The sequence below is a fragment of the uncultured Boseongicola sp. genome (assembly GCF_937988555.1).
Taxonomy (GTDB): domain Bacteria; phylum Pseudomonadota; class Alphaproteobacteria; order Rhodobacterales; family Rhodobacteraceae; genus Boseongicola.
The window spans coordinates 1-23,251 of record NZ_CALJXO010000373.1; the positions used below are offsets into that span (position 1 = coordinate 1).

Sequence of the window (23,251 nt, forward strand, 5' to 3'; positions counted from 1 at the left end):
GCGTTGCGGTCCCAGACCTGCATACGATCAAGGCCGAGCCACTTGCGTTTGAGTTCGTAGTAACGGTGCGACAGCTTTGGGTAGGCTTCGACGACGGCGTCGCGCAGCGCCTGCACCACTTCAGGTTCGACGTGGTTCGACAGGTGGCGACCGGTTTGTGGAGTGGGCATGCCACGCCAGCGGTCCTCGATTTCCTTCTCTTTGGCGAGCGTATTGTGGACGCGGGCGAAGAGCTTGACGTTGTCGCCAAACACACGGGCAACTTCGCGTGAGGCCGTTTCGCGGGTGTCGCGGTTTTGATCAGTGAGGTCGTTGAGGGTTGCCTCAAGACCGCGGGTCTCGTCGCCGATGTGGAATTCGAGGCCCGCGATGGTTTCGTCAAAAAGGCGATTCCACGCGGAAGCACCGACGGAGGACTGGTCATGGAGAAATTTCTCGAGTTCGTCGGACAGTTGGTACGGGCGCATGGTGCGCATGCGGTCAAAAATTGGCTTGAAGCGCGCAAGATCGGCGTTTTCGCCGAACAAGGCGTCGAGGGCAGTGTCGTCGATGCGGTTGATCTCGAGGGAGAAGAACACAAGCGGCGTTGTATAGGCGGTGATTTTGTCTTGGGCGTCGGACAAAGCCTTGGCGCGGTTAGCATCGGTGGTGATCTGATAATAACGCAGGCCGATGAAGGACATGATGCGCCCTGCAATCATGTCGATCTTCTCGTAGCGAAGGACACAGTCAAGCATACCGGGTGCGTCGAGAGTTGCGAGCTTGCCGTCAAAGTCCGACGCAAATGAGGCGCAAGCCTCTTCCAGCCAGTCGAGGTCGCGCTTCAGCTCCGTCGCATCAGGACTTTCGTAAAGATCGGAGAGGTCCCACTCGGGGAGATCCCCGAGATTTCGGGCGCCGGTGGCGTTGACGTCGAAAGCGGGGCGAGGCGTGAATTGCATGGATGGCTCCGTTCAATAAGGCTTTGATCTCAGATAGGGGCTGAAGCGTCGGATCGGAAGGCGAAATCTGCCTTTAAAGAATGTAATCACACATAGGCGTCCAACATCGTCTTCAGATCGGCGAGTGTATTGGCCTCAGTCGCTGGTTTGTCTTTGCGCCAGCGCGCCATACGCGGGAAGCGCAGAGCAACACCAGATTTGTGACGCGGGCTTTTGGCGATACCCTCGAAGGCGATCTCAAAGACATGCTCGGCTTTCACTGATCGAACCGGCCCGAAACGGTCGACTGTGTTTTTACGCACCCAAGCCGAAATCTCGCGAAATTCGGCATCGGTCAGACCGGAGTAGGCTTTTGCAAATGGCACAAGGGTGGCGCCATCCCAGACCGCGAAGGTGAAGTCAGTGAACAGGTTGGCGCGGCGACCATGGCCCGCTTGAGCGTAGATCATCACTGCGTCGATCACGAGCGGGTCTACTTTCCATTTCCACCAATCGCCTTTGCGGCGTCCATCCCGGTACGGGCTGTCTTTGCGTTTGAGCATGACACCTTCGGCGGCGATCTCGCGGGAACGGGCGCGGTCGGCCGCGAGGTCGCCCCAAGTTATGAATTCGAGCAGCGGTGAGAGGCGCAGAGGGGCTTCGGGCGGGGCCTTCGCGACCAGCGCGTCGAGATGCGCCCGGCGGTGGGTGAACGGCAGTGCGCGGATGTCATTGCCTTCGTGTTCAAGAAGATCGTACGCGCGCAGGATAACGGGCGCATCCTTAAGGAGTTTTGCTGGCACGGTCTTGCGCCCGATGCGCTTTTGAAGGGCGGCGAAGGGCATTGGTCTGTCGTCTTTCCAAGCGAGGACCTCGCCGTCAATGACCGTCCCTGGCGGTAGGAAGTCGGCGAGCATCGCGAATTCCGGGAAACGATCGGTCATCAGTTCTTCCCCCCGTGACCAAAGGTGGTGGGCTCCGCCGCGTAGGACCAACTGTCCCCGGATACCGTCCCATTTGTGTTCGGCCGACCATGCAGCCGGGTCGCCAAGGTCGTCCGGCGCTGTATCGAGGGGGTAGGCAAGGTAGAACGGATAAGGTTTGGACAGATCGGCCTCCGGGTTTGGGGCCAAGATCAGATCGTTGAATGTCGTGTCGTCGGGCGTCCATTTTCCCATCAGACGGTGGGCAAGCTCGGGTTCTTCGATGCCCGTTGCCTGTGAAAGGGCTCGGGTCATCAGCTTTTGGCTCACCCCTATCCGAAAGCCACCCGTTATGATTTTGTTGAAGATGAAGCGCTCGGGCGTGTCGAGCTGATCCCAGGCGTTGAGGATGTGGGTTTTGCGTCCGTCTTCCTCAAGCGCGGCAAGGCTGCGGATCTCGTTGACCCATTCTGTGAGGGTTCGGTAAGATGATCCCTTTGGGGCGGGCAGGACCAATGCGATGGTCTCGGCTAGATCGCCGACGATCGGATAGCTTTCCTCAAACAACCAAAGCGGAATGCCGGCCTGTTCGGCGGCCCATTCCCGCAGGCGGTTGGCTGTGACGGTGCGTTTGGGGCGGCGACCAGACATCAGAGCGATTGTCCAAAGCCGATCCGTGTCTGACGCACCCGCAAGGTAGTCTGCCAGCGCGGACACTTTCTCGGTCGTACGCGTGGTCTGATCAAGGGCAGAAAACAGAGAAGCAAATCGTTTCATGATCGGGCAAACCAAAGCCCCCCGCCCGTGGAATAGGGGGCGAAGCAGGGCATGTGTCGGGGCGCGTGAACCATGAAAGGGAGTATAGCACGCGCGCGCCGGGGGTCACATGCGAGTGATGCCAGTCAGATGGGCGATCCTGTGCAACTCACCCTGGGCGTTCACACAGGGGCCGCGAAAGCTTTCGGGTCACGTCGCCTTCTGTGAGGCCGATATCGCACAGGATATGGTCGCCCAGCTCCAACAAGGCGGTCAGCCTGCGGCGTTCGCGTCGCGCACGGATGCGGACGGTTAGCCTGTTCGCCAGATCACCAAGCGGGGAGACCGTGGCTTTGGCGCCTTGGATATTCACAGGATAAAATCATGCAATATGCCGCTGGCAAGCATTGCGTCTTTTATCCTCGGTATCATTTGGTGTGATCGACGAAGTCGCGTTACAAAGTGCTGCCTGGCGATATCTGGCTGCGGGTGCGTGACATCATCCGGCAGGTCTGCAACGAAAACGACGTCGATATTCTCCGCGGCGTCCTGTCGAGCGACCATGTGCATATGTTCGTGTCGGTGCCACCGAAACTGGCGGTGAGCGACCTTATGCGGCTGATGAAAGGGCGCTGGTCGCACAAGGTGCAGTGGGAATTTCCGCAATTAAAGAAACGCTCCTGGGGCTGCCACTTTTGGGGCAGGGGGTACTTTTCAACCAGCAACGGTGCCATCGCCGAAGACATCGGACTGCAGTACCTCAGAAATTACATTTCTGACCCTACCGACGCCAGTCGGTAGCCGTTCAGTCAGGAAAAATTGAGCTCGACGTCACGAGACGTCTCCCCAAATCATCGATCAAATTCCCATGAACGGCTGCGCGATGCGCGCGATCAGACGACGGAAGCGCAGGGGCGCATCTGTTGCTGCCAGGCAAATGCAATCTTCGCCATCCTCTGCAATCGGCGTATGATGCAGGTCCTCGTCCGCAATTTCGATGTCGCCGCGACCGAACCGACCGTCGTCATCGCGGAAAGCACCCTTTAAAACCAGAGTCAGTTCCGTGCCATTATGACCGTGGTCGGGCATAGCGGCGCCAGCTGGAATCTTGAGCAGGCGGACAGTTGCTTGGCTCGAGGTTTTCAGAACGACCTGCTTCACGCCCCCGCCCAGATTACGCCAGGAGACCTTATCAAGATCGCCTCCGACGTAGTCTTGGAGAGGTTTCGGAAGAACTGCAGCCTTCGGTGGGGCCACGGTTTTTGGAACAGCAGGGATTTCTGCGATACGCTCGAAGGTCGCTTCAAGAGCAGTGGCGGTCATCTCAACGGCCGCGTCCTCGTCAATCAGGACGCCACCAATAGCGTCAAAACTTTCAAGCCGCGCCCGACACTCGTCGCAGAGCGAAATATGCGTTGCGACCACAAGGCTAAACGCCTCGGGCAGATTGCCTGACGCATAGCCCATCAGAAGGCCATCGTTGAGGTGGTGTTTGATTTGTTTCATATCGCTTCTCATTTCATCGTGTGGCGCAGTCGTTCCATCGCCAATCTTATTCTCGATTTTATCGTTCCAAGTGGTAGGCCTGTTTGGTCTGCAATCTCGCTGTGGCTTAAATCGCCGAAGTAGGCCTGCTCGATCAAAAGTCTCTGTTTGTCGGGTAATTCAGCGACAGCTTTCGCCAGTTTTTCGGTTTCCTGTTGCAGTACGAGCACATCAGCCTGATTGGGTTCCGCTTCAGGACCCCAAGGCAAATCTTCAGGTTCAGGCCGCCTTTGCTTTCGGAGCGCGTCTATCTTTTTGTTTCGCGCGATCGTAAAAATCCAAGTTGCGACACTGGCGCGGCTTGGATCGAACAAATGAGCCTTCTGCCAAAGCGTGGCCATCACTTCTTGCGTACAGTCCTCCGCCAGAGATTCGCCCGAGCCACCTTTCATCAAAAACGACTTAACCCGTGGGGCAAAGTGCGCAAATATCTTGGCAAACGACTCCCTGTCCTGATCCATATGGATCCGCCGGACAAGCGCAGGCCAATCGTGATCTTGTTCGGTAACCTTCATATTCGTACGACGCCGCCCTTTAGATGCCGTCCTTTCGACGCCAACGTTATAGGGCGGCGGTGGATGAATTGCATCAAATACTCTGAAAGCGGTGACGTTTTGCATCTACTTCGTTTACGGGTGTCGTCACCAACTGGATCAAAAAAGCTTAGCACAGCGAAAGTTTAATCTGAGAGCCGGTTTGTTGCGTAAAGAGTAGTGTATTGAGGACGGGAGACAAGGAATGCCATTCGAAGAGCGCAGCGCGGCTGTGAAGCGTATAGTTGTGATTGGTGGCGGCATTTCCGGGATGGGAGCGGCGTACCATTTGGCCGAGTCTCATCATGTAGTGCTCCTTGAATCAGCGCCGTGCCTGGGAGGTCATGCGCGCACTGTGTTCGCGGGTAAAAACGGAGATCAGCCGGTTGATACCGGGTTCATTGTCTTCAATCACCGCAATTATCCGCATCTGACAAAGCTGTTCGACGATCTTGATGTCCCGACGGCGCCGAGTGCCATGAGTTTTGGCGTTTCCACGCGTGGGGGTGCCTTGGAGTATGGGTTGGCCAGCGCAGATACGATTTTTGCTCAACGCTCAAATGTTCTGCGGCCTCAGTTTCTGCGCATGATCCGGGATATTTTGTGTTTCAATGCGAAAGCCGATGAGGTTGCCACGCCTGATATGACAATCGGAGCGCTGATCGCTAAATTGGGCTTGGGGTCTTGGTTTAAGGACTATTATCTGACGCCGTTTTCGGGTGCGATCTGGTCCACGCCCACGGCGCATATTCTGGATTTCCCGGCGCGTGCAATGATCGAATTTTTCAAGAATCACGGGCTGTTAGGCTATTATGGCGACCCCAAATGGCATACGGTTCAAGGCGGTTCCATTGAATATGTCACGCGGCTTGGTCGCGCCTTGGAGTCGCGCGGCGTAGACGTCCGGGTGGCGGCATCCGTCAAGAGCGTGCGGCGCTCGGAGTTTGGCGTGGAAGTGCGGACAGAAGGCGCCGAGTGGGAGTCTTTCGACGAGGTGGTGTTTGCCACGCATTCCGACGACACGCTGGCCCTTTTGGCGGACCCGACGCAGGCCGAGCGATCAACTCTCGGTGCGATCCGGTATCAGTCGAACAAGGCTGTTTTGCATTGCGATCCATCCGTTATGCCGGCGCGCAAGAAGGTTTGGTCGTCATGGTCTTATGTGGACACGGGCAAGTCGCCGGATGACCCGATTGATCTGAGCTATTGGATGAATTCGTTGCAACCAATCCCGCAGGATGACCCGATGTTTGTAACACTGAACAGAACGGCGCCAATCCGCGAGGAGCTAATCTATGATGAAGCTACTTTTCGGCACCCCGTTTATGATTTGGCGGCGTTTGACGCCCAAAGTACAATCCGCGCAATGAACGGACAAAACCGGACGTGGTTCTGTGGGGCGTGGATGAAGAATGGTTTTCACGAGGATGGCTTGGCGAGTGCGGTCGATGTCGTCGAGGCTTTGGCGGCACTTGGACAAACTGCCGTGGCCGCCGAGTGACCAGCGCCGTCGAATATATCAACGGACAAACCTTTCATGGTCGTAAGGGCGCAGTGGACAACGCGTTCCGGTATCGTGTGGACTACGTTCTGCTGGATGCCGAGGCGTCGGTGCGCGCGCCGTTCTTGTTCTCGCGCAATCGGCCCGGACGGGTGTCATTGCATGATGTGGATCACGGTGGGCAGCCGAAAGCTGGGCGAGGTTCGCTTTGGGTGCGTGAGGTTTTGGCCGAGGCGCGCGCTCCGTTTGCGATCGGGCGCATTGAGTTAATGGCACAGCCACGCGTCTTGGGGCACGTTTTCAACCCTGTGAGCTTCTGGCTTATTTACGACGAGAACAGTTCCCTCAAGACAGTGATCGCTGAGGTCACGAATACCTTCGGCGACAGGCATTCCTATCTTTGCCATCATGATGATTGGCGCGAAATCGGGCGTGAGGACACGCTTCAGTCGGAGAAGTGCTTGCATGTGTCGCCATTCCAGCCGGTTGAGGGTGGATACACATTTCGGTTTGATATCCGGCCCGACAAGATTGGAATCTGGATTGATTATACCGCTGGGAACGGCGGTTTATTGGCCACTTTGACCGGCGCGCGCGCGCCGCTAACGACGGCAGCCCTTGCGTGCGCGTTGCTACGGCGGCCCTTTGGGTCGCACCGGGTGCTTGGATTGATCCACTGGCAGGCATTGAAACTTTGGTGGAAAGGGGCGTCGTTCCGCGCGCGCCCAAAGCCTCCCGCTGAAGAGATCTCGCGATGAGCACGCGAGCAGACGGGCTTCCGGCCTATGCGATCTTTGCGGCGACCCTCGCAGCAGCGGGATTACCAATATACATTCACGCGCCGAAGTACTTCGTGGACGAATATGGGGTTAGCCTAGCAGCATTGGGAGTAATTTTGTTTGGCTTGCGATTGCTTGATGTGGTGCAGGATCCGCTTCTGGGCTGGCTGAGCCGCCGGCTTGGAGCATGGCGGCGCGGATCAGTTGCTTTCGCGGGTGCGGTGATGGCGCTTGCAATGGTTGGATTGTTTGCCGTTGAACCGCCGATTGCACCGGCGGCATGGTTTGCGATTACCCTGGCATTGTTGTTTTCCGCATTTAGCTATCTCACGATCACATTCTATGCGCAGGGCGTGCAGAAAGCAGGTACAATGCGTGGCGGTGACGGCCATGTGCGCCTGGCAACCTGGCGCGAGTCCGGGGCGTTGCTTGGCGTTTCGATGGCGGCGGTTTTGCCGGTTGCGCTCGTGTCTTTGACCGATGCTCCATTTGCAGTCTTTGCCGTAATCTTTGCGATTTCTGTTGGATTTGCCGTGCTTGCCATGCGCGGAGAATGGCGTGCAGGGGGTGTGGTCGAGGGTGTCGGATTTCGTCCGATCCTGGGCGATCCACTTGCGCGACGCTTGTTGTTGATCGCCCTTCTGAACGCCACTCCGGTTGCCGTGACCTCGACATTATTCTTGTTTTTCGTCGAGAGCCGCCTAGATGCAGTCGGGTGGGAAGGTCCGCTCCTATTGCTATTTTTCCTTGCTGCAGCGGCTTCTGCCCCGGTTTGGGGAAAGATTGCCGGACTGGTCGGCGCCAAGCGGGCACTGCTTGCCGGGATGGCGCTTGCCGTTGTGTCTTTTGGATTTGCGGCGTTTCTTGGGACTGGGGACACGGTGGCGTTTTCAGGGATCTGCATCGCGTCGGGAGCAGCACTTGGGGCCGATATGACATTGCTGCCCGCGATCTTTGCGCGCCGGATGTCGGAGATTGCGCCTGAGGCGGCCGAAGGTTTTGGCCTTTGGTCTTTCGTTACGAAGTTTACGCTCGCGTTTGCGGCAGTCACGCTTTTGCCGCTGCTTGAGGTCTCGGGGTTCGAACCGGGAACGACCGCGACCGCCTCAAAAGAGGCGCTGACGACTTTGACACTGATGTATGCCGTGTTGCCTTGTGTTTTGAAGCTTGTGGCAATGGCGCTTTTGGCCAGGACGCCCATCGAACACGTCTATGCGGGCGCGGCTATGCAGGAGACCTGACCCATGGACATATTTCTTGGCGTGGTACTTGGAGTTTCAATTATGTTCGCAGCCATGGCGGCACGGTCGCGATTTCTCGACTTCTCTGCGCAGTCGTCTGAGGACTACACGAACACCACACCTAATTTCGACATTCGCAAGCATCTGAATGGGCCGATCGCCTGCGAGGGCGTAATCTATGGTCCGACAGGGCGCGTGACCTCGCGTTTTGTTGCCGAATTTCATGCAGAGTGGGAGGGCAATGAGGGCCGGATGACTGAGCACTTTCGGTATGACAGTGGCGTCGTGCAGGACCGTGAATGGCGTCTCTCGCTGTCTGACACAGGTAAAATTCGTGCCGAAGCTGCTGACCTTGTGGGCGTTGGTAACGGTCAGCAGATGGGATCGGGCGTTTGCCTTAACTACACCATCCGCTTGCCCGAAAGTGCCGGTGGACATGCGGTTGATGTCCTGGATTGGATGTATCTGGTCGGGAATGGTACGATTATCAATCGAAGCCAGTTCCGCAAATTTGGATTTAAGGTTGGAGAGCTGGTGGCTACACTGCGCCCGCTTGAAGTGAACAATATGGATGGGCAGGAAGACGTGGCATGAGAACTTGGAACGGTAAGCGGTATTGGATCGTGGGGGCGTCGGCTGGATTGGGGCGCGAAGTCGCGCGCCAGATAAGCCAGATGGGTGCCGAAGTGATCCTGAGTGCGCGCAGCGAGGATGATCTGAAGGCGCTGGCGGAGGAATTGTCTGGGAAATCAACCGTGGTGCCGGTTGATATCGCTGACGGCGAAAGCGTAGCACGGGCCGCTGAAGCTGCGGGCGAAATTGATGGATTGGTTTTGCTTGCGGGGGTTTACTGGTCATTTGGCTCGGCTGCTTGGGAACCCGAGAACGCAGTTCGGATGGTGGATGTCAACTTGACGGGCGCGTTTCGCGTCTTAGGACACGTCGTGCCGAAAATGGTCGAGCGGGACTCGGGCCATATCGTGTTTACCGGGTCCTTGTCGGGTTTTCGGGGTCTGCCAAACGCGGTCGGCTATGGGGCGTCAAAAGCGGGTCTGATGTCGCTTGCCGAGACTATGTATGCGGATTTGCGGAAAACTGGCGTTCAGGTGCAATTGATAAATCCGGGCTTTGTGAAAACGCGTCTGACCGACAAGAACGAATACAAGATGCCGTTTATCATGGAGCCCGAGTATGCCGCGCGCGAGTTTGTGGACCATATGGGGACGGATCGCTTTGCCAAAAATTACCCGACTGTGTTCAGCTCGATGATCCGCTTTACACAGTTCTTACCGAACTGGCTGTACTATCGCCTGTTCGGCTAGAGTGCTTTAAAATCCGAGGCGGTCACGCAGCGAAAACCACGTCATACCAAGCGCCAACAGGGGCGTGCGTGCAATTCGGCCGCCGGGAAAACTGTTTGTTGGGAGCTGAGACATGAGGTCAAAACGGCCGGCGTGACCTGCGATGGCCTCGGCGACTATCTTGCCGGTGAGGCCAGTAATTGCGACGCCGTGGCCGGAAAACCCCCCCGCTGCGATCACGCCGGGCGCAACTTCCCGAAGCATGGGCAGGCGCGTCATCGTGATGCCAAGTGTTCCGCCCCAATGGTAGTCGATTTTAACGCCGTCCAGCTGCGGGAACAGCTTCAGCATACGGTTGCGGAGTGCCCCGACGATGTCGGACGGGAAGCCAAGAGTATAGCTCTCGCGACCACCGAATAGCAGGCGGCTGTCTTCGCTAAGCCTGAAATAGTTGACCACGAACTGGTCATCGGCAACGGCGATGTCTTTGGTCAGAACATCTTTGGCGCGATCGCCAAGCGGTTCTGTCGCCGCGATAAATGAGTTGATCGGCATGACGCGCGATGAGATCTGGGGGTTCAGATCGGGGAGGTAGCCGTTTCCTGCGAGGACCACATGATCGGCGTGGATAGTGCCGTGGCTCGTACGGACCTCGCCTGATTTGACGCCAATTGCTTCCGTGCGCTCGAAGATGCGCGCGCCCGCGGCCTCGGCACCGCGCGCAAGGCCAAGGACGTAGCGCAGAGGGTGTATGTGCCCCGCGTCCCAATCGAGAAGGCCGCCGCGATAAACCGTTGTCTTGCACACGTCCTGGACGGCATCGCGGTCGAGATATTCGGTTTCGTAGTTGTAGGTCTCCTGAAGCCAGTTGCCGTAGGTCTGCGCGTCTTTGGCGCCGGATTGAGACCACTCGCCTTGGAAGACGCCGGCGCGGTAATTTGCCTCTGGGGCGTGGTCGGCGGCGAGCGAGCGGGTGAGGGACTTGGCTTCAACCGTGAGGTCCCAAAGTTGGCGTGCGGTGTCTGAACCAAGGCGTTTCGCTAGCCACATCTGGTTCTTGTTCCAGCCGGTTCCGACTTGTCCCCCGTTTCTGCCAGACGCGCCAAAGCCGACGCGATGGGCCTCGACCACCACAACACTGAGACCTTTTTGCGCGGCGTGGAGTGCGGTCGAAAGGCCGGTATATCCTGCCCCAATAACCACGACGTCAGTGCGGATGTCGCCCGCAAGGCTTGGCCGTTCCGGGCCAAGGTCGGCGGTCGCCGCGTACCAGCTTTGGGGATACGTGCCAGGCTTATCGTTGCGATAAAGCGGGTTCATGCGGGTGAGACCGGAATGCTGTGAGGGCAAAATAAGTAGTCGATTGGGCTGTCTGCCTCTTAGACGTTCAAAAGGAGGTGTTCGCGTTCCCATGGGCTGATGACCTGGAGGAATTCTTCGTACTCGGTCAGCTTAACGATTTCGTAGACCTTGCAGAACTCCTCACCCAAGGCCTCCCGGAGAGACGTTGCGGCCGCGAACCCGTCGAAAGCGGCATAGATGCCGCGGGGGATTTCCTCCTCGGCGTCGTAGGCGTCGCCCTTGAATTCGTCTTTTGGTGTGCTGCCTTCAACCATGCCGAGATAGCCGCAGGCGAGTGATGCCGCAATGCCAAGATAGGGGTTGCAGTCCATACCCGGCAGGCGGTTTTCGACGCGACGGGCCTGCGGATCCGAGACTGGAACGCGTATGGCAGTGGTTCTGTTGTCGCGCGCCCATTCGAGGTTAATCGGGGCGGCGTTGTCTTTGACGTAGCGGCGGAATGAGTTCACGTAGGGCGCAAAAAGAGGTGTTGCCGCCGGAACGTAGCGTTGCAGGCCTCCGATGAAGTGCATGAATGCGTCTGTTTCTTCGTCATTTTCGCCAGAGAAAATGTTCTTACCGGTTTCGGTTGAGACAACCGAGTGGTGGATGTGCATTGCCGAGCCGGGCTCAGTTTCGATGGGTTTGGCCATAAAGGTTGCAAAGCAGTCGTGGCGCAGGGCGGCTTCTCGGATCAGGCGCTTAAAGAAGAAGACCTCGTCAGCAAGCTTGACCGGGTCGCCGTGGCGCAAGTTGATTTCAAGTTGACCGGCACCGCCTTCCTGAGTGATACCGTCGATTTCCAGACCTTGGGCTTCGGCAAAGTCATAGATGTCATCAATGACCGGGCCAAATTCGTCCACGGCTGAGATCGAATAGGCCTGACGGGCCGCTGCGGGACGACCGGAACGGCCAACCATGGGCAGTATTTCTTTGCCGGGGTCGGTGTTGCGGGCAACAAGGTAGAACTCCATTTCTGGAGCCACTATCGGGCTCCAGCCGCGCGCGTTGTAGAGTTCGACCACGCGTTTCAGCACATTGCGCGGGGCGAACGGGACCGGTTCACCAGTTTTCAGCGCGGCATCGTGGATGACTTGCAGCGTCCAGTCGCCGGTCCACGGAGCAGCCGAGGCTGTAGACATATCTGGTGTCAGGACCATGTCCGGTTCAGTGAAACCTTCTTCACCTGCGGCTTCTCCCCAGCCACCCGTGATGGTCTGAAAGAAGATCGAGTTTGGCAAGTAGAACTGCTTCTGGGTCGCAAACTTCGACGCTGGCATGGCTTTGCCGCGCGCGATCCCTGAGAGGTCCGATATAATGCATTCGACCTCGTTGAGGCGGTGGTCTTCGACAAATTTGGCAGCATGTTCGGGGATTTGGTCCATCCAGTCAGCCATGGTCGGTTCCTTTAAAAAATGCCGCGATGCGGGATGCCATTTCCGAGTTATCGGTCGGCGCGTCCAGTTTCGTGCGGCTATCAGCGATGAGGTTGGAAGGGACAATACCCGGCGCGCGCAGATCCAGAAGCATTTCGACGTCGGAGCTTTGGAATTCGGGGTGAGGTTGTACGGATATCGCGCGGCCTTTGTAGGCCAGTACGGCATGCTTGCAGAAATCATTAGACGCGATTGTGCGGGCGTCAGGAGGAGGTGTCACGACTTGATCCTGATGCCACGCGTTCAAGGAGAGATTGCTGTCGTCTTGAAAGGCGTAGTCCACGTTTCCGACCGACCAGCCGTCTCGAAATTTTTCGACCAGTCCCCCAAGTGCCTGGGCCATGATTTGGTGGCCAAAGCAAATGCCAACAAGAGGAATGCCAGCGGCATATATTTTGCGGATGAAGTCTTCGAGTGGGGCGATGAATGGCAGATCGTCGTACACGCCGTGTTTTGAGCCGGAGATGAGCCACCCGTCGGCGTCTTCTGGCGATGCGGGGAACTCCATGTCGACAACGCTCCAGGTTTTGAAACGAAAGCCGTGACCCGCGAGCATTTCTGCGTAAAGCGTGCTGTAGTCGCGCAAGGGCGCGCCTTCGCGTTGCGCGAAGTGGCCGCTTTGTAGAATGCCGATCAGCATGAAACACCAGGAAAAAGAATTGGGTGGACCGTAGCTTTGGGTTTGATCACTCGCAAGAGAAATTTGATCAAATTATTTAAGCCGGTGATTGAAAAGAAAAACGCGCCCCCGGAGACCAGAGGCGCGTGAAAATTGTTCGCCAGAGCTTATTCGGCAGGTGATGTGCCTTTTCCCTTTTTGAGCGGTGCCCAGATGCGCTTGTTCGTGAGGTACAAAAGGACGCTGAGAATCGTGAGGAACAAAACGGCGATAAATCCCGCTTCTTTGCGGGCGTTCATCTTCGGTTCTGCCGTCCACATCAGAAAGGCCGAAACGTCTTGAGCCTGCTGTTCGATGGTCGCTTCGGTGCCGTCTTCGTACTCGACGTCATCGCCCCAAAGCGGGGGGCCCATCGAGAGATAGCCGCCGGAAAACGCCTCGTTCTCGTAAAGAACAGCGCCGGCCTCTTCTTTTTCTTCCCCGGTATAACCGACGAGAAGCGAGGTGATGTATTCTGCACCGCCCATGCCTCTGAAAAGTTGGCTGATGCCAAGTCCGTATGGTCCATGGAATCCCGCACGCTTCTTAGCCATCAGCGACAGATCTGGTGCGTTTTCAAGGCCAGACTCCGGGAAGTGGTCGGTCGGCAATGCTACACGAAAGTCGTCAATCTCGGCATCGAAAACCTCGTAAAATTCGGCATAAGCCCGGACCTGATCATCGGGAAGGTCAGGACCACCGGAATCACCGAGCGTGCGAAACGGTACATACTGCAAACCGTGACAGGCCGAGCAGATTTCAGTGTAAACCTGAAGACCACGCTGAAGTTGCATCTGGTCGTAGATGCCAAATGGTCCTTCAAATGAAAAGTCGTAGTCTTCTACATGGCCTGCGCCACCAGCAGCGTGTGCGCCGCCGCCAGCGGCGATGGCCAGTGCTGCGAGAGCGGAAAGAGTGATCTTACGGATCATGGGTAGTGTTCCTTTCATTCCGCCGGAGTGGCTTCGGCTGCGCCTGTGCCGCCGTTTGCCTTGGCTTTGTGGGCCTCGAAATCGGCTTCGATGGTCTCAGGCTGCGGCAACGGTTTCTCGATGACACCAAGGAGCGGCAGGATCACCAGGAAGTAGCCGAACCAATATGCCGACGCGATCAGTGACAACGACGCATATGGCTCTTCTGCTGGCATGGCGCCAAGCCACATCAGAAAGAAGAAATCCGCAACAAGAAGCCAGAACCACCATTTGAACATCGGACGATATTTGCCGGACCGAACGGAGGATGTGTCGAGCCAGGGAGCAAGCGCCATGACGATAATTGCGCCGAACATAGCGATCACACCGAAGAACTTGGCGTCGACAATGCCACCTGTCACCCAGTTCGCAATGATCACGACCCAGACGTCACCGGTGAAGGCGCGCAAGATTGCGTAAAACGGCAGGAAGTACCATTCGGGCACAATGTGGGTCGGCGTCACCAGCGGATTGGCTTCGATGTAGTTATCGGGGTGGCCGAGATAGTTTGGCATGAAACCGACAATTGCAAAGAAGATCGCAAGGATGACCGCCAATGCGAAAAGGTCCTTGATCACAAAGTAGGGCCAGAACGGGACCGTGTCTTTCTCTGCGTCCTCTTTTGAGGTGCGACGCACTTCAACGCCGGTCGGGTTGTTGTTGCCCGTGGTGTGGAAGGCCCAGATATGCACAACCACAAGGCCAACAATAAGGAATGGTAGCAGATAGTGCAGCGAGAAGAAGCGGTTCAGCGTGGCATTATCAACCGCCGGACCACCTTGCAGCCACGTCAGGATCGCATCACCCACCAAGGGGATCGCGCCGAACAGGCCGGTGATCACCGTGGCGCCCCAGAAGGACATCTGACCCCATGGAAGCACGTAGCCCATGAACGCTGTGCCCATCATCAGTACGAAGATCAGGATGCCGATGATCCATGTGACTTCGCGCGGCTCTTTGTAAGAACCGTAGTAGAGACCACGGAAAATGTGAGCATAGACTGCAATAAAGAACAGCGATCCGCCGTTCATATGCAGGTAGCGCAGCATGTGACCGCCGTTCACGTTGCGCATGATATGTTCGACGCTGGCGAAAGCCATGTCGACATGCGGCGTGTAGTGCATGGCAAGAGCGATGCCGGTCACGATTTGCATCGCAAGACAGAACGTCAGCACGATACCCCAAATCCACATCCAATTCAGGTTTTTGGGTGTGGGAATCATTAATGTATCATAAAGTAAACCAACAACTGGCAGACGGCGGTGAAGCCACTTTTCGCCCTTCGAATTCGGTTCGTAGTGGTCGTGAGGAATTCCGGCCATCTTTCTCTCCTTTATCCGAGGACGATTGTTGTTTCGTCTGCAAACTCTGCCGTAGGAACCAAAAGGTTCTCAGGCGCTGGGCCGCGACGGATGCGTCCGGACGTGTCGTAGTGTGAGCCGTGGCACGGGCAGAACCAGCCACCAAAGTCGCCAGCGTCGCCCAGTGGCACGCAGCCGAGATGGGTGCAGACGCCAATTTGAACGAGCCATTCACCGCTTTCGTCAAGGGCGCGGTTTTCATCCGTGGCGGGCACTTCGCCAAGGTTGTTATTACGGGCAATCGGATCGGGAAGATCAGAGACGTCAACTGCGCGTGCCGCCGCTATTTCTTCTTCGGTGCGGCGGCGAATGAACACCGGCTTTCCGAGCCATTTGACGGTCATCTGCGAGCCGGGCTCGAGCCCGGCTACATCAACGCGAACTGACGATAGGGCCTGAACGTCTGCTGACGGGTTCATTTGGTTGACCAGGGGCCAAACAGCGGCACCGACTGCGACAACACCTGCGCCACCTGTGGCGTAGTAAAGAAAGTCCCGGCGTGTGCCTTCGTGATCATCTGCGTGCGACACGAGTTTCTCCATTTATTTCGGGGCGTTTATGCCCAAAACATCCGGGCGGACAGAATCCGCCTGCCTGATGGGGCTATCTAGCGCTATGATTTGTAGTCGTCCAGCGGACAATCGACCGCACCTTCGTTAAAGAAAGGCAAATCTCTGCAAAGATTTGGCACGTTTTGCACCAAATCACGCCTGTCTATCGCATTTTGGGCGATCAGCGTCCCATTCAATGCATCCAGCGTAATCCCCTTTAGGTGTCTGAAGAGAGTTTGGTTACACGGGGACTGTCGCCTGCATTGCTTCGCGCTTCGCAAAACCTTCATACCAAGCGGCCAAAGATGAACGGTTTTCGCGCCAGTTGCGTCCGTTATGCCGCAAATCGAGATAGCCCAGCGCACAGCCCACGGAAATTTGGCCCATTGTCAGCGTCCCGTGAAGGTGGCTCATCCAGCGGTCCTCGAGCACGCTCAGCGCCCGGTCGATCTTGAGCCACTGGCCTTCCACCCAATCGTCAAAGCGTTTTTCTGCAGGGCGCAAGCGGCCTTCGTAGACCATCAGGAGTGCGGCATCGAGTATACCCTCGGCTGTCGCTTCAAGTGTCAGAACCTCAAAGAGGCGCGATTCCGGGTAGAAACCTCCACCAGCCATTTCGTCGAGGTAGCGGCAGATAACGCGGCTGTCATAAATCGCAGGTCCATCGTCCCTGAGCAGGGCCGGGATTTTGCCAAGCGGGTTGGCCGTAATGGTGTCGTCATTGGGAGCAAGCGGCGTTCCGCTGCCGGGAATGAAGGTGACCTGATCCAAAAGGCCGCTCTCGCGCAAAAGTACGTCGACTTTGCGCACATAGGGAGAGGTCGTGCTGTGGAAAAGCGTCATGGCCATCAGGTTCGTTCCTTTGTCTTCATGATCTGATTTGACCATGGGGATTGACGCATAATCCTGGCAGCAGGGCCTGCGATCATCAAGCAACGAGTGCGTCATGGTCCACCCCCTGGATGTGCTCAACCGTGAGCGTGCCTTCGGGGCGCGGCTCTGCAAAGCGGACTTCGGCGAATTGCTCGGTGCGGCCAACGTCAGGTGTTTCAACCAGGATTTTGAGAGTTTTCCCTATTTGAGCGCAGAGATGCTTTTGAGCAGCAACGCTGCCTGCCGCACGCAGGCGGGCGGCGCGATCTTTAATTATCCGACCATCCACTTGCGGCATCCGGGCAGCGGGTGTGCCAGGGCGGATCGAATAGGGAAAGACGTGGAGCCATGTCAGATCGCAGTCTGCAACCAGTTTGAGCGAGTTTTCAAACATAGCGTCGGTTTCCGTGGGGAAGCCCGCGATGATGTCCGCGCCGAAGGTCATTTCGGGACGAAGGCTTTTCGCTTCGGTGCAAAACGCGATGGCGTCATCGCGAAGGTGCCGGCGCTTCATGCGTTTCAGGATCATGTCATCGCCGGACTGAAGCGATAGGTGCAAATGGGGCATCAGGCGCGGCTCGGTTGCGATGGCTTCCATGAGGGCCGGATCGACTTCGATGGAATCAATCGAAGAGATGCGAAGGCGCGAAAGATCAGGGACCAACTTCAGTATGCGACGGACCAGATCACCAAGTTTTGGTGTTGCGGGAAGATCGGCACCCCAACTGGTCAGATCGACGCCCGTTAGCACAACTTCGTTGAAACCACGGTCTACAAGGCGCTTGATTTGATCAACCACGACACCGGCGGGAACTGAGCGGGAGTTTCCGCGACCAAAGGGGATGATGCAAAAGGTGCAGCGGTGGTCACAGCCGTTTTGAACCTGCACGTAGGCGCGATGGCGACCGAAGCCGTCAATCAGATGCCCTGCGGTTTCGGTGACGGACATAATGTCGTCGACCTGAACCCGTTCAGTCTCGCCAATGAAGTCGGCGGCGCGTTTCCAGGTATCAGGGGCCATTTTTTCGGTATTGCCAAGCACCAGATCGACTTCCGCCATATTGGCAAAGCGTTCCGGCTCGGTCTGTGCGGCGCATCCCGTCACGATCAATTTCGCGGTCGGGTTATCGCGGCGAAGACGGCGGATCTCTTTCTGGCTTTTGCGCACGGCTTCTGCGGTCACGGCACAGGTGTTGACGATCACCGCGTCAGAGAGACCGGCGGCGTCGACCATTTCGCGCATCGCCTCAGATTCGTAGGCGTTCAGCCGGCAGCCGAGCGTGGCAAAGATCGGGACTTTGCGGTCCATCTTAGGCCTCTTCCAAGAAATCTTGGGTCAGGAAACCCGAAAATACATGCGCAGTTGGGCCGGTCATCCAAACGCCATCGTCGCACATATCAATGCTGATTGCCCCCCCGTCGAGGTCGATTTTCACCTGACGACCGGTGAGGCCACGTCGAACCGCCGCGACGACGACGGCGCAGGAAGACGACCCAGACGCGAGAGTCACGCCGACGCCACGTTCCCAGACACGCATGCGCAGGTGGTCGGGTCCGATCAAGCTGACAAACTGGACGTTGGTACGTTCGGGGTAGAGAGGATGATGTTCGATTTTGGCACCGCGCCCTTCGAGGTCAACGGTGTCGGCATCGGCAACAAAGAATGTGCAATGGGGATTGCCCATGCCGGTTGCAACCGGGTCACCGTCAATCGGGAGGTGGAGTGTATCGGCCTGGTGGGCGAGCGGGATTGACTGCCAGTCCGTGAGAGGCAGGCCCATGTTAACGCGAGTGAGACCTTTTCCGACGTCCTCGCAGGGCAACAGGCCGCGCTCGGTCTGCAGCGTCAGGGACGAGACGTTTGTCTCTTCCATGATGTGGCGTGCAATGCACCGGGTGGCGTTTCCGCAAGCCGAAGACAGCGAGCCGTCCGCATTGAAAAAAGTGAGTTTTGCGGCCGCCTGAGCGCTGTTTTCGATCACCGCTAACTGGTCGAACCCGACGCCTGTGTGGCGGTTCCCGATTGCTCGCGCGATTGCAGCCGTAACCTCTGGCCCTCCGGAGCGGCGGTCAATCACGACGAAGTCGTTGCCAAGCCCGTGCATCTTCATGAACGGCAGGCCGGAGGGCTGAGTCTCGGAGGTCATTGCGCGCATATACGCCCGCTTTGCCGATCTGCAAAGGTGTGGAAGGGATTACCGTATTATTTCGGTGGCGAGGCGCAACTCTTTCGCGCGCTCTGATGAGACGATCCAGATGTCGTTGAACGGAACCTTGTAGGCGGCCTCGTTGACGGCCTCAAACCCAAAGCTTTTCCAGTACGGCCGGTCGACAGAGAGCCCGAATTCGAGGTCCTCGGCAGAATGGAGCCCAAGTTCGGCTTCTGCAGCGATCGAGCGTTCGTGCCCTGCGATGAAGATATCGACGCATGCCGAGATGCAGCTGAACAGAACGGCAGTATTGATTTTTTTGGCTGCAATCGTTCGGCCAATCTGATGTGCGGCCAGCAAGTCGCCACCAGGGCTCTGCGCAATGACCAGGCCGTCGATTTCAGTGTACTCGGCAAGCGATTGGAAGACATAGGACGTGTCCGGTGTAACTTCGCCGTCCAGCACAAGGATTTGGTCGCCATTTTCTAGGGTTTCGACAAAAAGATTACCACCAACCGCTTCAGCGCCGGGGCTGACAAGAAGCCCGTTCGGCGAGGCCCCGCATGCCGCGAGTCCAAGAAACATGGCTGTGGCAAGGTAGAACTTACGCATGATTTTCCTATCTGACGGGGGTCGGGTGTGAAGGTGTCTGCTTGACGGGGTTTGTGTCAAGGCGTCGCGCCGTCGCTTTGGGTAAGATCGTGGTCTATTTGCCCTTGACGCTCACCCGTGTGCCGTTTACGTCCGGCGGCCGAGTGGGCCGTTAGCTCAGTTGGTAGAGCAACTGACTTTTAATCAGTGGGTCGCAGGTTCGAATCCTGCACGGCTCACCACTGAATCTAAGTATTTTTCGTGATTTGCCAATGGCGTACGCGTCGTTTTTTGGTGATCTCGCTTACACGCCTGAGGTCTGTGTGGCGTGTAAGCGTTGGCTTTCTATGATCTGCGGCCCAGAGCGTGATCTGCACAATTGATCGCGTTAGTGTGGGTCAGTCCAGTCCAGCCGCCTAAGCATTGTGCCAGAAATCGTCTTTGACGATCCCTTCGAGGCTTCCCTCGGGCGTTTCGATGGACAGTGTCGTTCCGGGATCCCAGTGGGTCATGCGGACCATGCCGATCGCGACGGTACAGTCGAAATCCGGAGACCAAGCGGTTGATGTGATTTGACCGACTTTTTGCCCTTTCGCCATAATCGGCCACACACGGTCGCAAGCCGGTGCTCGGCCTTTGATTTCTATCGGGCGAATTTGGCGGATAGGTCCATCTTTGGCCACGCGCAGCAACGCGTCGCGGCCCATACAGCCGATAGCGGTTTGGGTGTTGCAAAATTTGCCGAGACCGCATTCGTGAGGTGTGTTGTCACGGGTCATGTCGTTGCCATAGCTCAAAAGACCGCCTTCAATCCGTTCGGCGGTATTGGGGCAACCGGCGCGGACGTTGAGGTCTTTTCCCGCTTCAAACAAGGCGTTCCAGATTGGCATGCCCCATTCTGCGCCCTCCACGTAGATCTCAAACCCGCCCTGTTTTGAATACCCGGAGCGCGCAATGATCACGTCCTGTCCTTCAAAAGTGAAGATACCGAAGCGGAAGAAGCGGAGATTTCGGATGTCTTCGCCAAAGACGCGGGCTGCAAGCTCGTCTGCTTTTGGCCCTTGGATGGCCAGAGGGCTGATATCGGGTTCATCGACAAGCACTTCAAAGCGATAGGCGTTGGCGATGCCTTTGACCCAGAGAAGCAGGTCAGAGTCCGCAATTGAGATCCAGTACCGATCTTCGCTGATTTTGACAGCGACAGGATCGTTTAACATGCCGCCGGTTTCGTCGACAATCGGCACGTAGAGACACTGCCCAGGAAGCATACCACGCAGGTCGCGCGGTGTGAGCGTTTGCATCAGCCGTGTAGCGTCGGGGCCGCGGAGCTCCACTTGGCGCTCGCAGGCGACATCCCAGACCTGAACGTATTTTTTCAAGTGGTGGTAGTCGGCGTCCAGGCTTTCAAAGAAAGCGGGAAGAAGCATGTGGTTATAGACGGTGTAAGCACCGACACCGGCGGCTTCGACACCATCAGAGAACGGTGTACGGCGGAGCCGCCGCGAGGGAGCGATGAGAGCCATTGAGGTGCTATCCTTCTGCGCGGGCCAGTTGGCGCAATTCGAATTTCTTTATTTTGCCGGTCGCGGTTTTGGGGAGTTCTCCAAAGACCACGGATTTTGGTGTTTTGAAGCCAGCGAGGTGGCCACGACAGAATGTGATGATGTCGTCGCCGCTTGGGTCGGTCCCGTCGCGAAGTTCGACATAGGCACAAGGGACTTCGCCCCACTTTGCATCAGGTTTGGCGACGACGGCTGCAGCTTGCACATCAGGGTGCCGGTAGAGGACAGCCTCTACTTCAACCGATGAGATATTCTCGCCGCCTGAAATGATCACATCCTTCAACCGGTCACGGATCTGCATGTAGCCGTTTTTGTGGACAACTGCTGCGTCTCCGGACCAGAACCAGCCGTCGACAAACGCCTCTGCGCTGGCCTCGTCGTCTTTGTAGTAGCCCTTCATAACCGTGTTGGCACGGATCGCGACTTCGCCTTGGCTTTCGCCGTCCATCGGCACCGGACGGCCGGTTTCGCGATCTATCACGGCGACATTCTCAACCATCGGAAAGGCAATGCCCTGATGGGCTTGAAGTTCCGCCTGTTCAGAAGGTTCCAGGCTATCCCAGTCTTCCTGCCAGAGACATTGGGAGATGTGACCGTAGGTTTCGGTCAAGCCATAGACTTGCATGACATCGAGACCCATCGCGCCGGTCTTCTCAAGAATGGCCGGGGGAGGCGGCGCCCCGGCGGTCATAACACGAATACGCGGTTTGTAGGGCTCTGTCGGCCCGTGCGGGCTCTCGGCGAGCATTTGCAAAACGATGGGTGCCGCGCCAAAATGCGTTATGGTTTCGGCTTGGATGGCTTCAAAGATGCGCTGGGGGACCGGGTCCCGCGTGAACACCATTTTCCCACCGACAAGCGGTAGCATCCAAGGGTGGCACCAGCCGTTGCAGTGAAACATTGGGACGATTGAAAGATACGACGCGTAGTGCGGCACTTGCCATGCGTTTACCGTGCCCATCGCCATAAGCGCCGCACCACGGTGGTGGTAGACGACACCTTTGGGCCGACCAGACGTGCCGGACGTATAATTCAGTGCGATGGCCTGCCATTCATCATCTGGCAGACCGTTCCCACTGAAAGCAGGGCTTTCGAGAAGCCGGTCGTAGTCAGACTCGCCAACAGTCCCTGCATCTGGCCCTTGCGCATCGCGGATTGTGACCAGCGGCAGTGTTTCGCCGAGAAAATCGAATGCTGCGTGGACAAGATTGCCGAGAGTGCTGTCAGCAATGACTAGTTTGGTTTCCGCGTGGCCGAAAATATATGCAATGGTTTCGGCTTCAAGCCTTGTATTGATTGTGTTCAGGACAGCGCCGATCATTGGAACTGCAAAGCTCAGTTCAAACAGTTCGGGGATGTTGGGGCAGATGACGGAAACGGTGTCGCCCTTGCCAAGCCCGCGCGCCTGCAAGCCTCCTGCGACGGCGTGGACACGCTCGGCGAAGGTGCGCCAATCATAACGCACATCGCCGTAGACGACTGCCGGGCGTGGGCCGTGGACAGCTGCGGCGCGGTTCAGATTTGAGATAGGCGAAAGTGGCACGTAGTTCGCCCTATTCGCCGTCCCTTTATTGTAGTGGGCTTGCATGACGTCTCCTCCTCCTCGAACAGACGCCTACTTTGGTCCGTGCCAGTCGATCTGGCAGATTTCTGCAGAGCGCCCTTCGAAGTCCCAAACACGCCCAAAGGCGCGCAAACGTCCCTGATTTGCCGTTGCGACCGTGATGTCCGCGCCCATCCAGTACTGAGTGTTGGTGATCACGAGGTCGTTCTCGGGATCTTTGCCCGCAACAGGAATGATTTCGCCCTTGATCCGTTTTCCAACAACAATCCGGCGTGTTTTACCTTCGTTTTCGTAGGTGATCGGTTGGCGTTCGTGGCCAAGCAGTTCCGACACCAGCACATTGAAGAGACCGGTCGTGCCGCGCGCTTTGCCAGACATGATCGTCACGATCGCTTCATAGGCTTCGTCGCTGGCGCGATCATCGATAAAAAGCGCAACCTTCCAGTTGCCACGAGCCATACGTTCGGGGATTTCGATCATGAGACCGACGTTCAGCCCGGCGATGTCGACATCTCCGTATTGGCCTTCGTCAATCCGGATACCACCCCATGTCTGGCAGTGGCCTTCGGTGGGGGGGTGTTGGCCAAGGGAGACAACGCAGGGGCAAAAGACCGTGCAGTTGCAGTTCAGGATCAATTCACCCTTTAGCGTCCAGGGGACGGTTCCGACTTCGCCATCCAATGCCATTCGCTCT

22 protein-coding genes, 1 tRNA gene and 2 pseudogenes are annotated in these 23,251 nt (G+C 57.1%); 7 read left to right on the plus strand and 18 right to left on the minus strand.

The genetic code is table 11. The annotated features are described in order from the left end of the window. The 3 genes and pseudogenes from Q1B15_RS21990 to Q1B15_RS22000 all read right to left on the minus strand — a co-directional run. A pseudogene (locus Q1B15_RS21990) lies at positions 1-941 on the minus strand (oligoendopeptidase F); the annotation flags it as partial. A gap of 86 nt (positions 942-1,027) precedes the next feature. After that, positions 1,028-2,620: an ATP-dependent DNA ligase gene (locus Q1B15_RS21995; protein WP_299758088.1), complete on the minus strand. Its 1,593-nt coding sequence runs from the start codon at positions 2,618-2,620 to the stop codon at positions 1,028-1,030. A 148-nt stretch (positions 2,621-2,768) separates the two neighbouring features. Next, on the minus strand, positions 2,769-2,972 hold the full coding sequence (locus Q1B15_RS22000; RefSeq protein WP_299758090.1) for a hypothetical protein: 204 nt from the start codon (positions 2,970-2,972) through the stop codon (positions 2,769-2,771). A gap of 11 nt (positions 2,973-2,983) precedes the next feature. On the opposite strand from Q1B15_RS22000, the pseudogene tnpA reads away from it, so the two are divergent. Further along, a pseudogene (tnpA, locus tag Q1B15_RS22005) lies at positions 2,984-3,400 on the plus strand (IS200/IS605 family transposase). 57 nt (positions 3,401-3,457) lie between these two features. Here the strand turns inward: tnpA and Q1B15_RS22010 are convergent. Both Q1B15_RS22010 and Q1B15_RS22015 read right to left on the minus strand, forming a co-directional pair. After that, positions 3,458-4,105, minus strand: a complete 648-nt coding sequence (locus Q1B15_RS22010; protein WP_299758092.1) for a ChrR family anti-sigma-E factor — start codon at positions 4,103-4,105, stop codon at positions 3,458-3,460. A gap of 8 nt (positions 4,106-4,113) precedes the next feature. Continuing rightward, complete coding sequence (locus tag Q1B15_RS22015) at positions 4,114-4,659, minus strand: sigma-70 family RNA polymerase sigma factor (RefSeq protein ID WP_299758095.1); 546 nt, start codon at positions 4,657-4,659, stop codon at positions 4,114-4,116. A 223-nt stretch (positions 4,660-4,882) separates the two neighbouring features. Here Q1B15_RS22015 and Q1B15_RS22020 point away from each other — a divergent pair, with 223 nt between their 5' ends. From Q1B15_RS22020 to Q1B15_RS22040, 5 genes are read left to right on the plus strand one after another with little or no spacing between them, the layout of a single operon-like run. Then, on the plus strand, positions 4,883-6,178 hold the full coding sequence (locus tag Q1B15_RS22020) for an FAD-dependent oxidoreductase (protein WP_299758098.1): 1,296 nt from the start codon (positions 4,883-4,885) through the stop codon (positions 6,176-6,178). Further along, complete coding sequence (locus tag Q1B15_RS22025; RefSeq protein WP_299758100.1) at positions 6,175-6,936, plus strand: DUF1365 domain-containing protein; 762 nt, start codon at positions 6,175-6,177, stop codon at positions 6,934-6,936. Before Q1B15_RS22020 ends, Q1B15_RS22025 begins: the two co-directional genes overlap by 4 nt. After that, positions 6,933-8,198 (plus strand): MFS transporter, encoded by a 1,266-nt coding sequence (locus Q1B15_RS22030; protein WP_299758103.1) that lies wholly within the window; start codon positions 6,933-6,935, stop codon positions 8,196-8,198. Before Q1B15_RS22025 ends, Q1B15_RS22030 begins: the two co-directional genes overlap by 4 nt. A gap of 3 nt (positions 8,199-8,201) precedes the next feature. Next, on the plus strand, positions 8,202-8,792 hold the full coding sequence (locus Q1B15_RS22035) for a DUF3833 family protein (RefSeq protein WP_299758105.1): 591 nt from the start codon (positions 8,202-8,204) through the stop codon (positions 8,790-8,792). Beyond that, positions 8,789-9,520, plus strand: a complete 732-nt coding sequence (locus tag Q1B15_RS22040) for an SDR family NAD(P)-dependent oxidoreductase (protein ID WP_299758108.1) — start codon at positions 8,789-8,791, stop codon at positions 9,518-9,520. The genes Q1B15_RS22035 and Q1B15_RS22040 overlap by 4 nt, the downstream gene beginning before the upstream one ends. A 6-nt stretch (positions 9,521-9,526) precedes the next feature. On the opposite strand, the gene Q1B15_RS22045 is transcribed toward Q1B15_RS22040, so the two are convergent. From Q1B15_RS22045 to Q1B15_RS22090, 10 genes are all read right to left on the minus strand, one after another. Further along, on the minus strand, positions 9,527-10,819 hold the full coding sequence (locus Q1B15_RS22045; RefSeq protein ID WP_299758111.1) for an FAD-binding oxidoreductase: 1,293 nt from the start codon (positions 10,817-10,819) through the stop codon (positions 9,527-9,529). Positions 10,820-10,878: 59 nt separating this feature from the next. After that, positions 10,879-12,237, minus strand: a complete 1,359-nt coding sequence (locus tag Q1B15_RS22050) for a glutamine synthetase family protein (protein WP_299758114.1) — start codon at positions 12,235-12,237, stop codon at positions 10,879-10,881. Further along, the gene (locus Q1B15_RS22055) at positions 12,230-12,916 is read right to left on the minus strand and encodes a type 1 glutamine amidotransferase (protein ID WP_299758117.1); all 687 of its coding nucleotides are present in this window, start codon (positions 12,914-12,916) and stop codon (positions 12,230-12,232) included. The genes Q1B15_RS22050 and Q1B15_RS22055 overlap by 8 nt, the downstream gene beginning before the upstream one ends. 146 nt (positions 12,917-13,062) lie before the next feature. Then, entirely contained in the window at positions 13,063-13,866 is an 804-nt protein-coding gene (locus tag Q1B15_RS22060; RefSeq protein WP_299758119.1) for a cytochrome c1, read from the minus strand. Between the two features lie 14 nt (positions 13,867-13,880). Beyond that, entirely contained in the window at positions 13,881-15,227 is a 1,347-nt protein-coding gene (locus Q1B15_RS22065; protein WP_299758121.1) for a cytochrome b N-terminal domain-containing protein, read from the minus strand. Positions 15,228-15,238: 11 nt separating this feature from the next. After that, positions 15,239-15,796: a ubiquinol-cytochrome c reductase iron-sulfur subunit gene (petA, locus tag Q1B15_RS22070; protein ID WP_299758124.1), complete on the minus strand. Its 558-nt coding sequence runs from the start codon at positions 15,794-15,796 to the stop codon at positions 15,239-15,241. Between the two features lie 261 nt (positions 15,797-16,057). Further along, complete coding sequence (locus tag Q1B15_RS22075) at positions 16,058-16,660, minus strand: glutathione S-transferase (RefSeq protein WP_299758157.1); 603 nt, start codon at positions 16,658-16,660, stop codon at positions 16,058-16,060. 85 nt (positions 16,661-16,745) lie between these two features. Continuing rightward, positions 16,746-17,999: a tRNA (N(6)-L-threonylcarbamoyladenosine(37)-C(2))-methylthiotransferase MtaB gene (mtaB, locus tag Q1B15_RS22080; protein WP_299758127.1), complete on the minus strand. Its 1,254-nt coding sequence runs from the start codon at positions 17,997-17,999 to the stop codon at positions 16,746-16,748. Position 18,000: 1 nt separating this feature from the next. Beyond that, positions 18,001-18,846 carry a diaminopimelate epimerase gene (gene dapF, locus Q1B15_RS22085; RefSeq protein ID WP_299758129.1) on the minus strand — a complete coding sequence of 282 codons (846 nt, stop codon included), beginning with the start codon at positions 18,844-18,846 and terminating at the stop codon, positions 18,001-18,003. 39 nt (positions 18,847-18,885) lie between these two features. Further along, positions 18,886-19,452, minus strand: coding sequence for a hypothetical protein (locus tag Q1B15_RS22090; RefSeq protein WP_299758131.1), 567 nt, complete (start codon positions 19,450-19,452; stop codon positions 18,886-18,888). 145 nt (positions 19,453-19,597) lie between these two features. On the opposite strand from Q1B15_RS22090, the gene Q1B15_RS22095 reads away from it, so the two are divergent. Beyond that, positions 19,598-19,673: transfer RNA gene (locus tag Q1B15_RS22095), tRNA-Lys, on the plus strand. Positions 19,674-19,847: 174 nt separating this feature from the next. On the opposite strand, the gene Q1B15_RS22100 is transcribed toward Q1B15_RS22095, so the two are convergent. From Q1B15_RS22100 to Q1B15_RS22110, 3 genes are read right to left on the minus strand one after another with little or no spacing between them, the layout of a single operon-like run. Continuing rightward, a complete protein-coding gene (locus Q1B15_RS22100; protein ID WP_299758133.1) occupies positions 19,848-20,954 on the minus strand; it encodes a dimethylsulfoniopropionate demethylase in 1,107 nt (368 codons plus the stop codon). Between the two features lie 7 nt (positions 20,955-20,961). After that, on the minus strand, positions 20,962-22,581 hold the full coding sequence (locus tag Q1B15_RS22105; RefSeq protein ID WP_299758136.1) for an AMP-binding protein: 1,620 nt from the start codon (positions 22,579-22,581) through the stop codon (positions 20,962-20,964). A 27-nt stretch (positions 22,582-22,608) separates the two neighbouring features. Further along, a complete protein-coding gene (locus Q1B15_RS22110; protein ID WP_299758139.1) occupies positions 22,609-23,244 on the minus strand; it encodes a DUF1326 domain-containing protein in 636 nt (211 codons plus the stop codon). Positions 23,245-23,251: the final 7 nt, after the last annotated feature.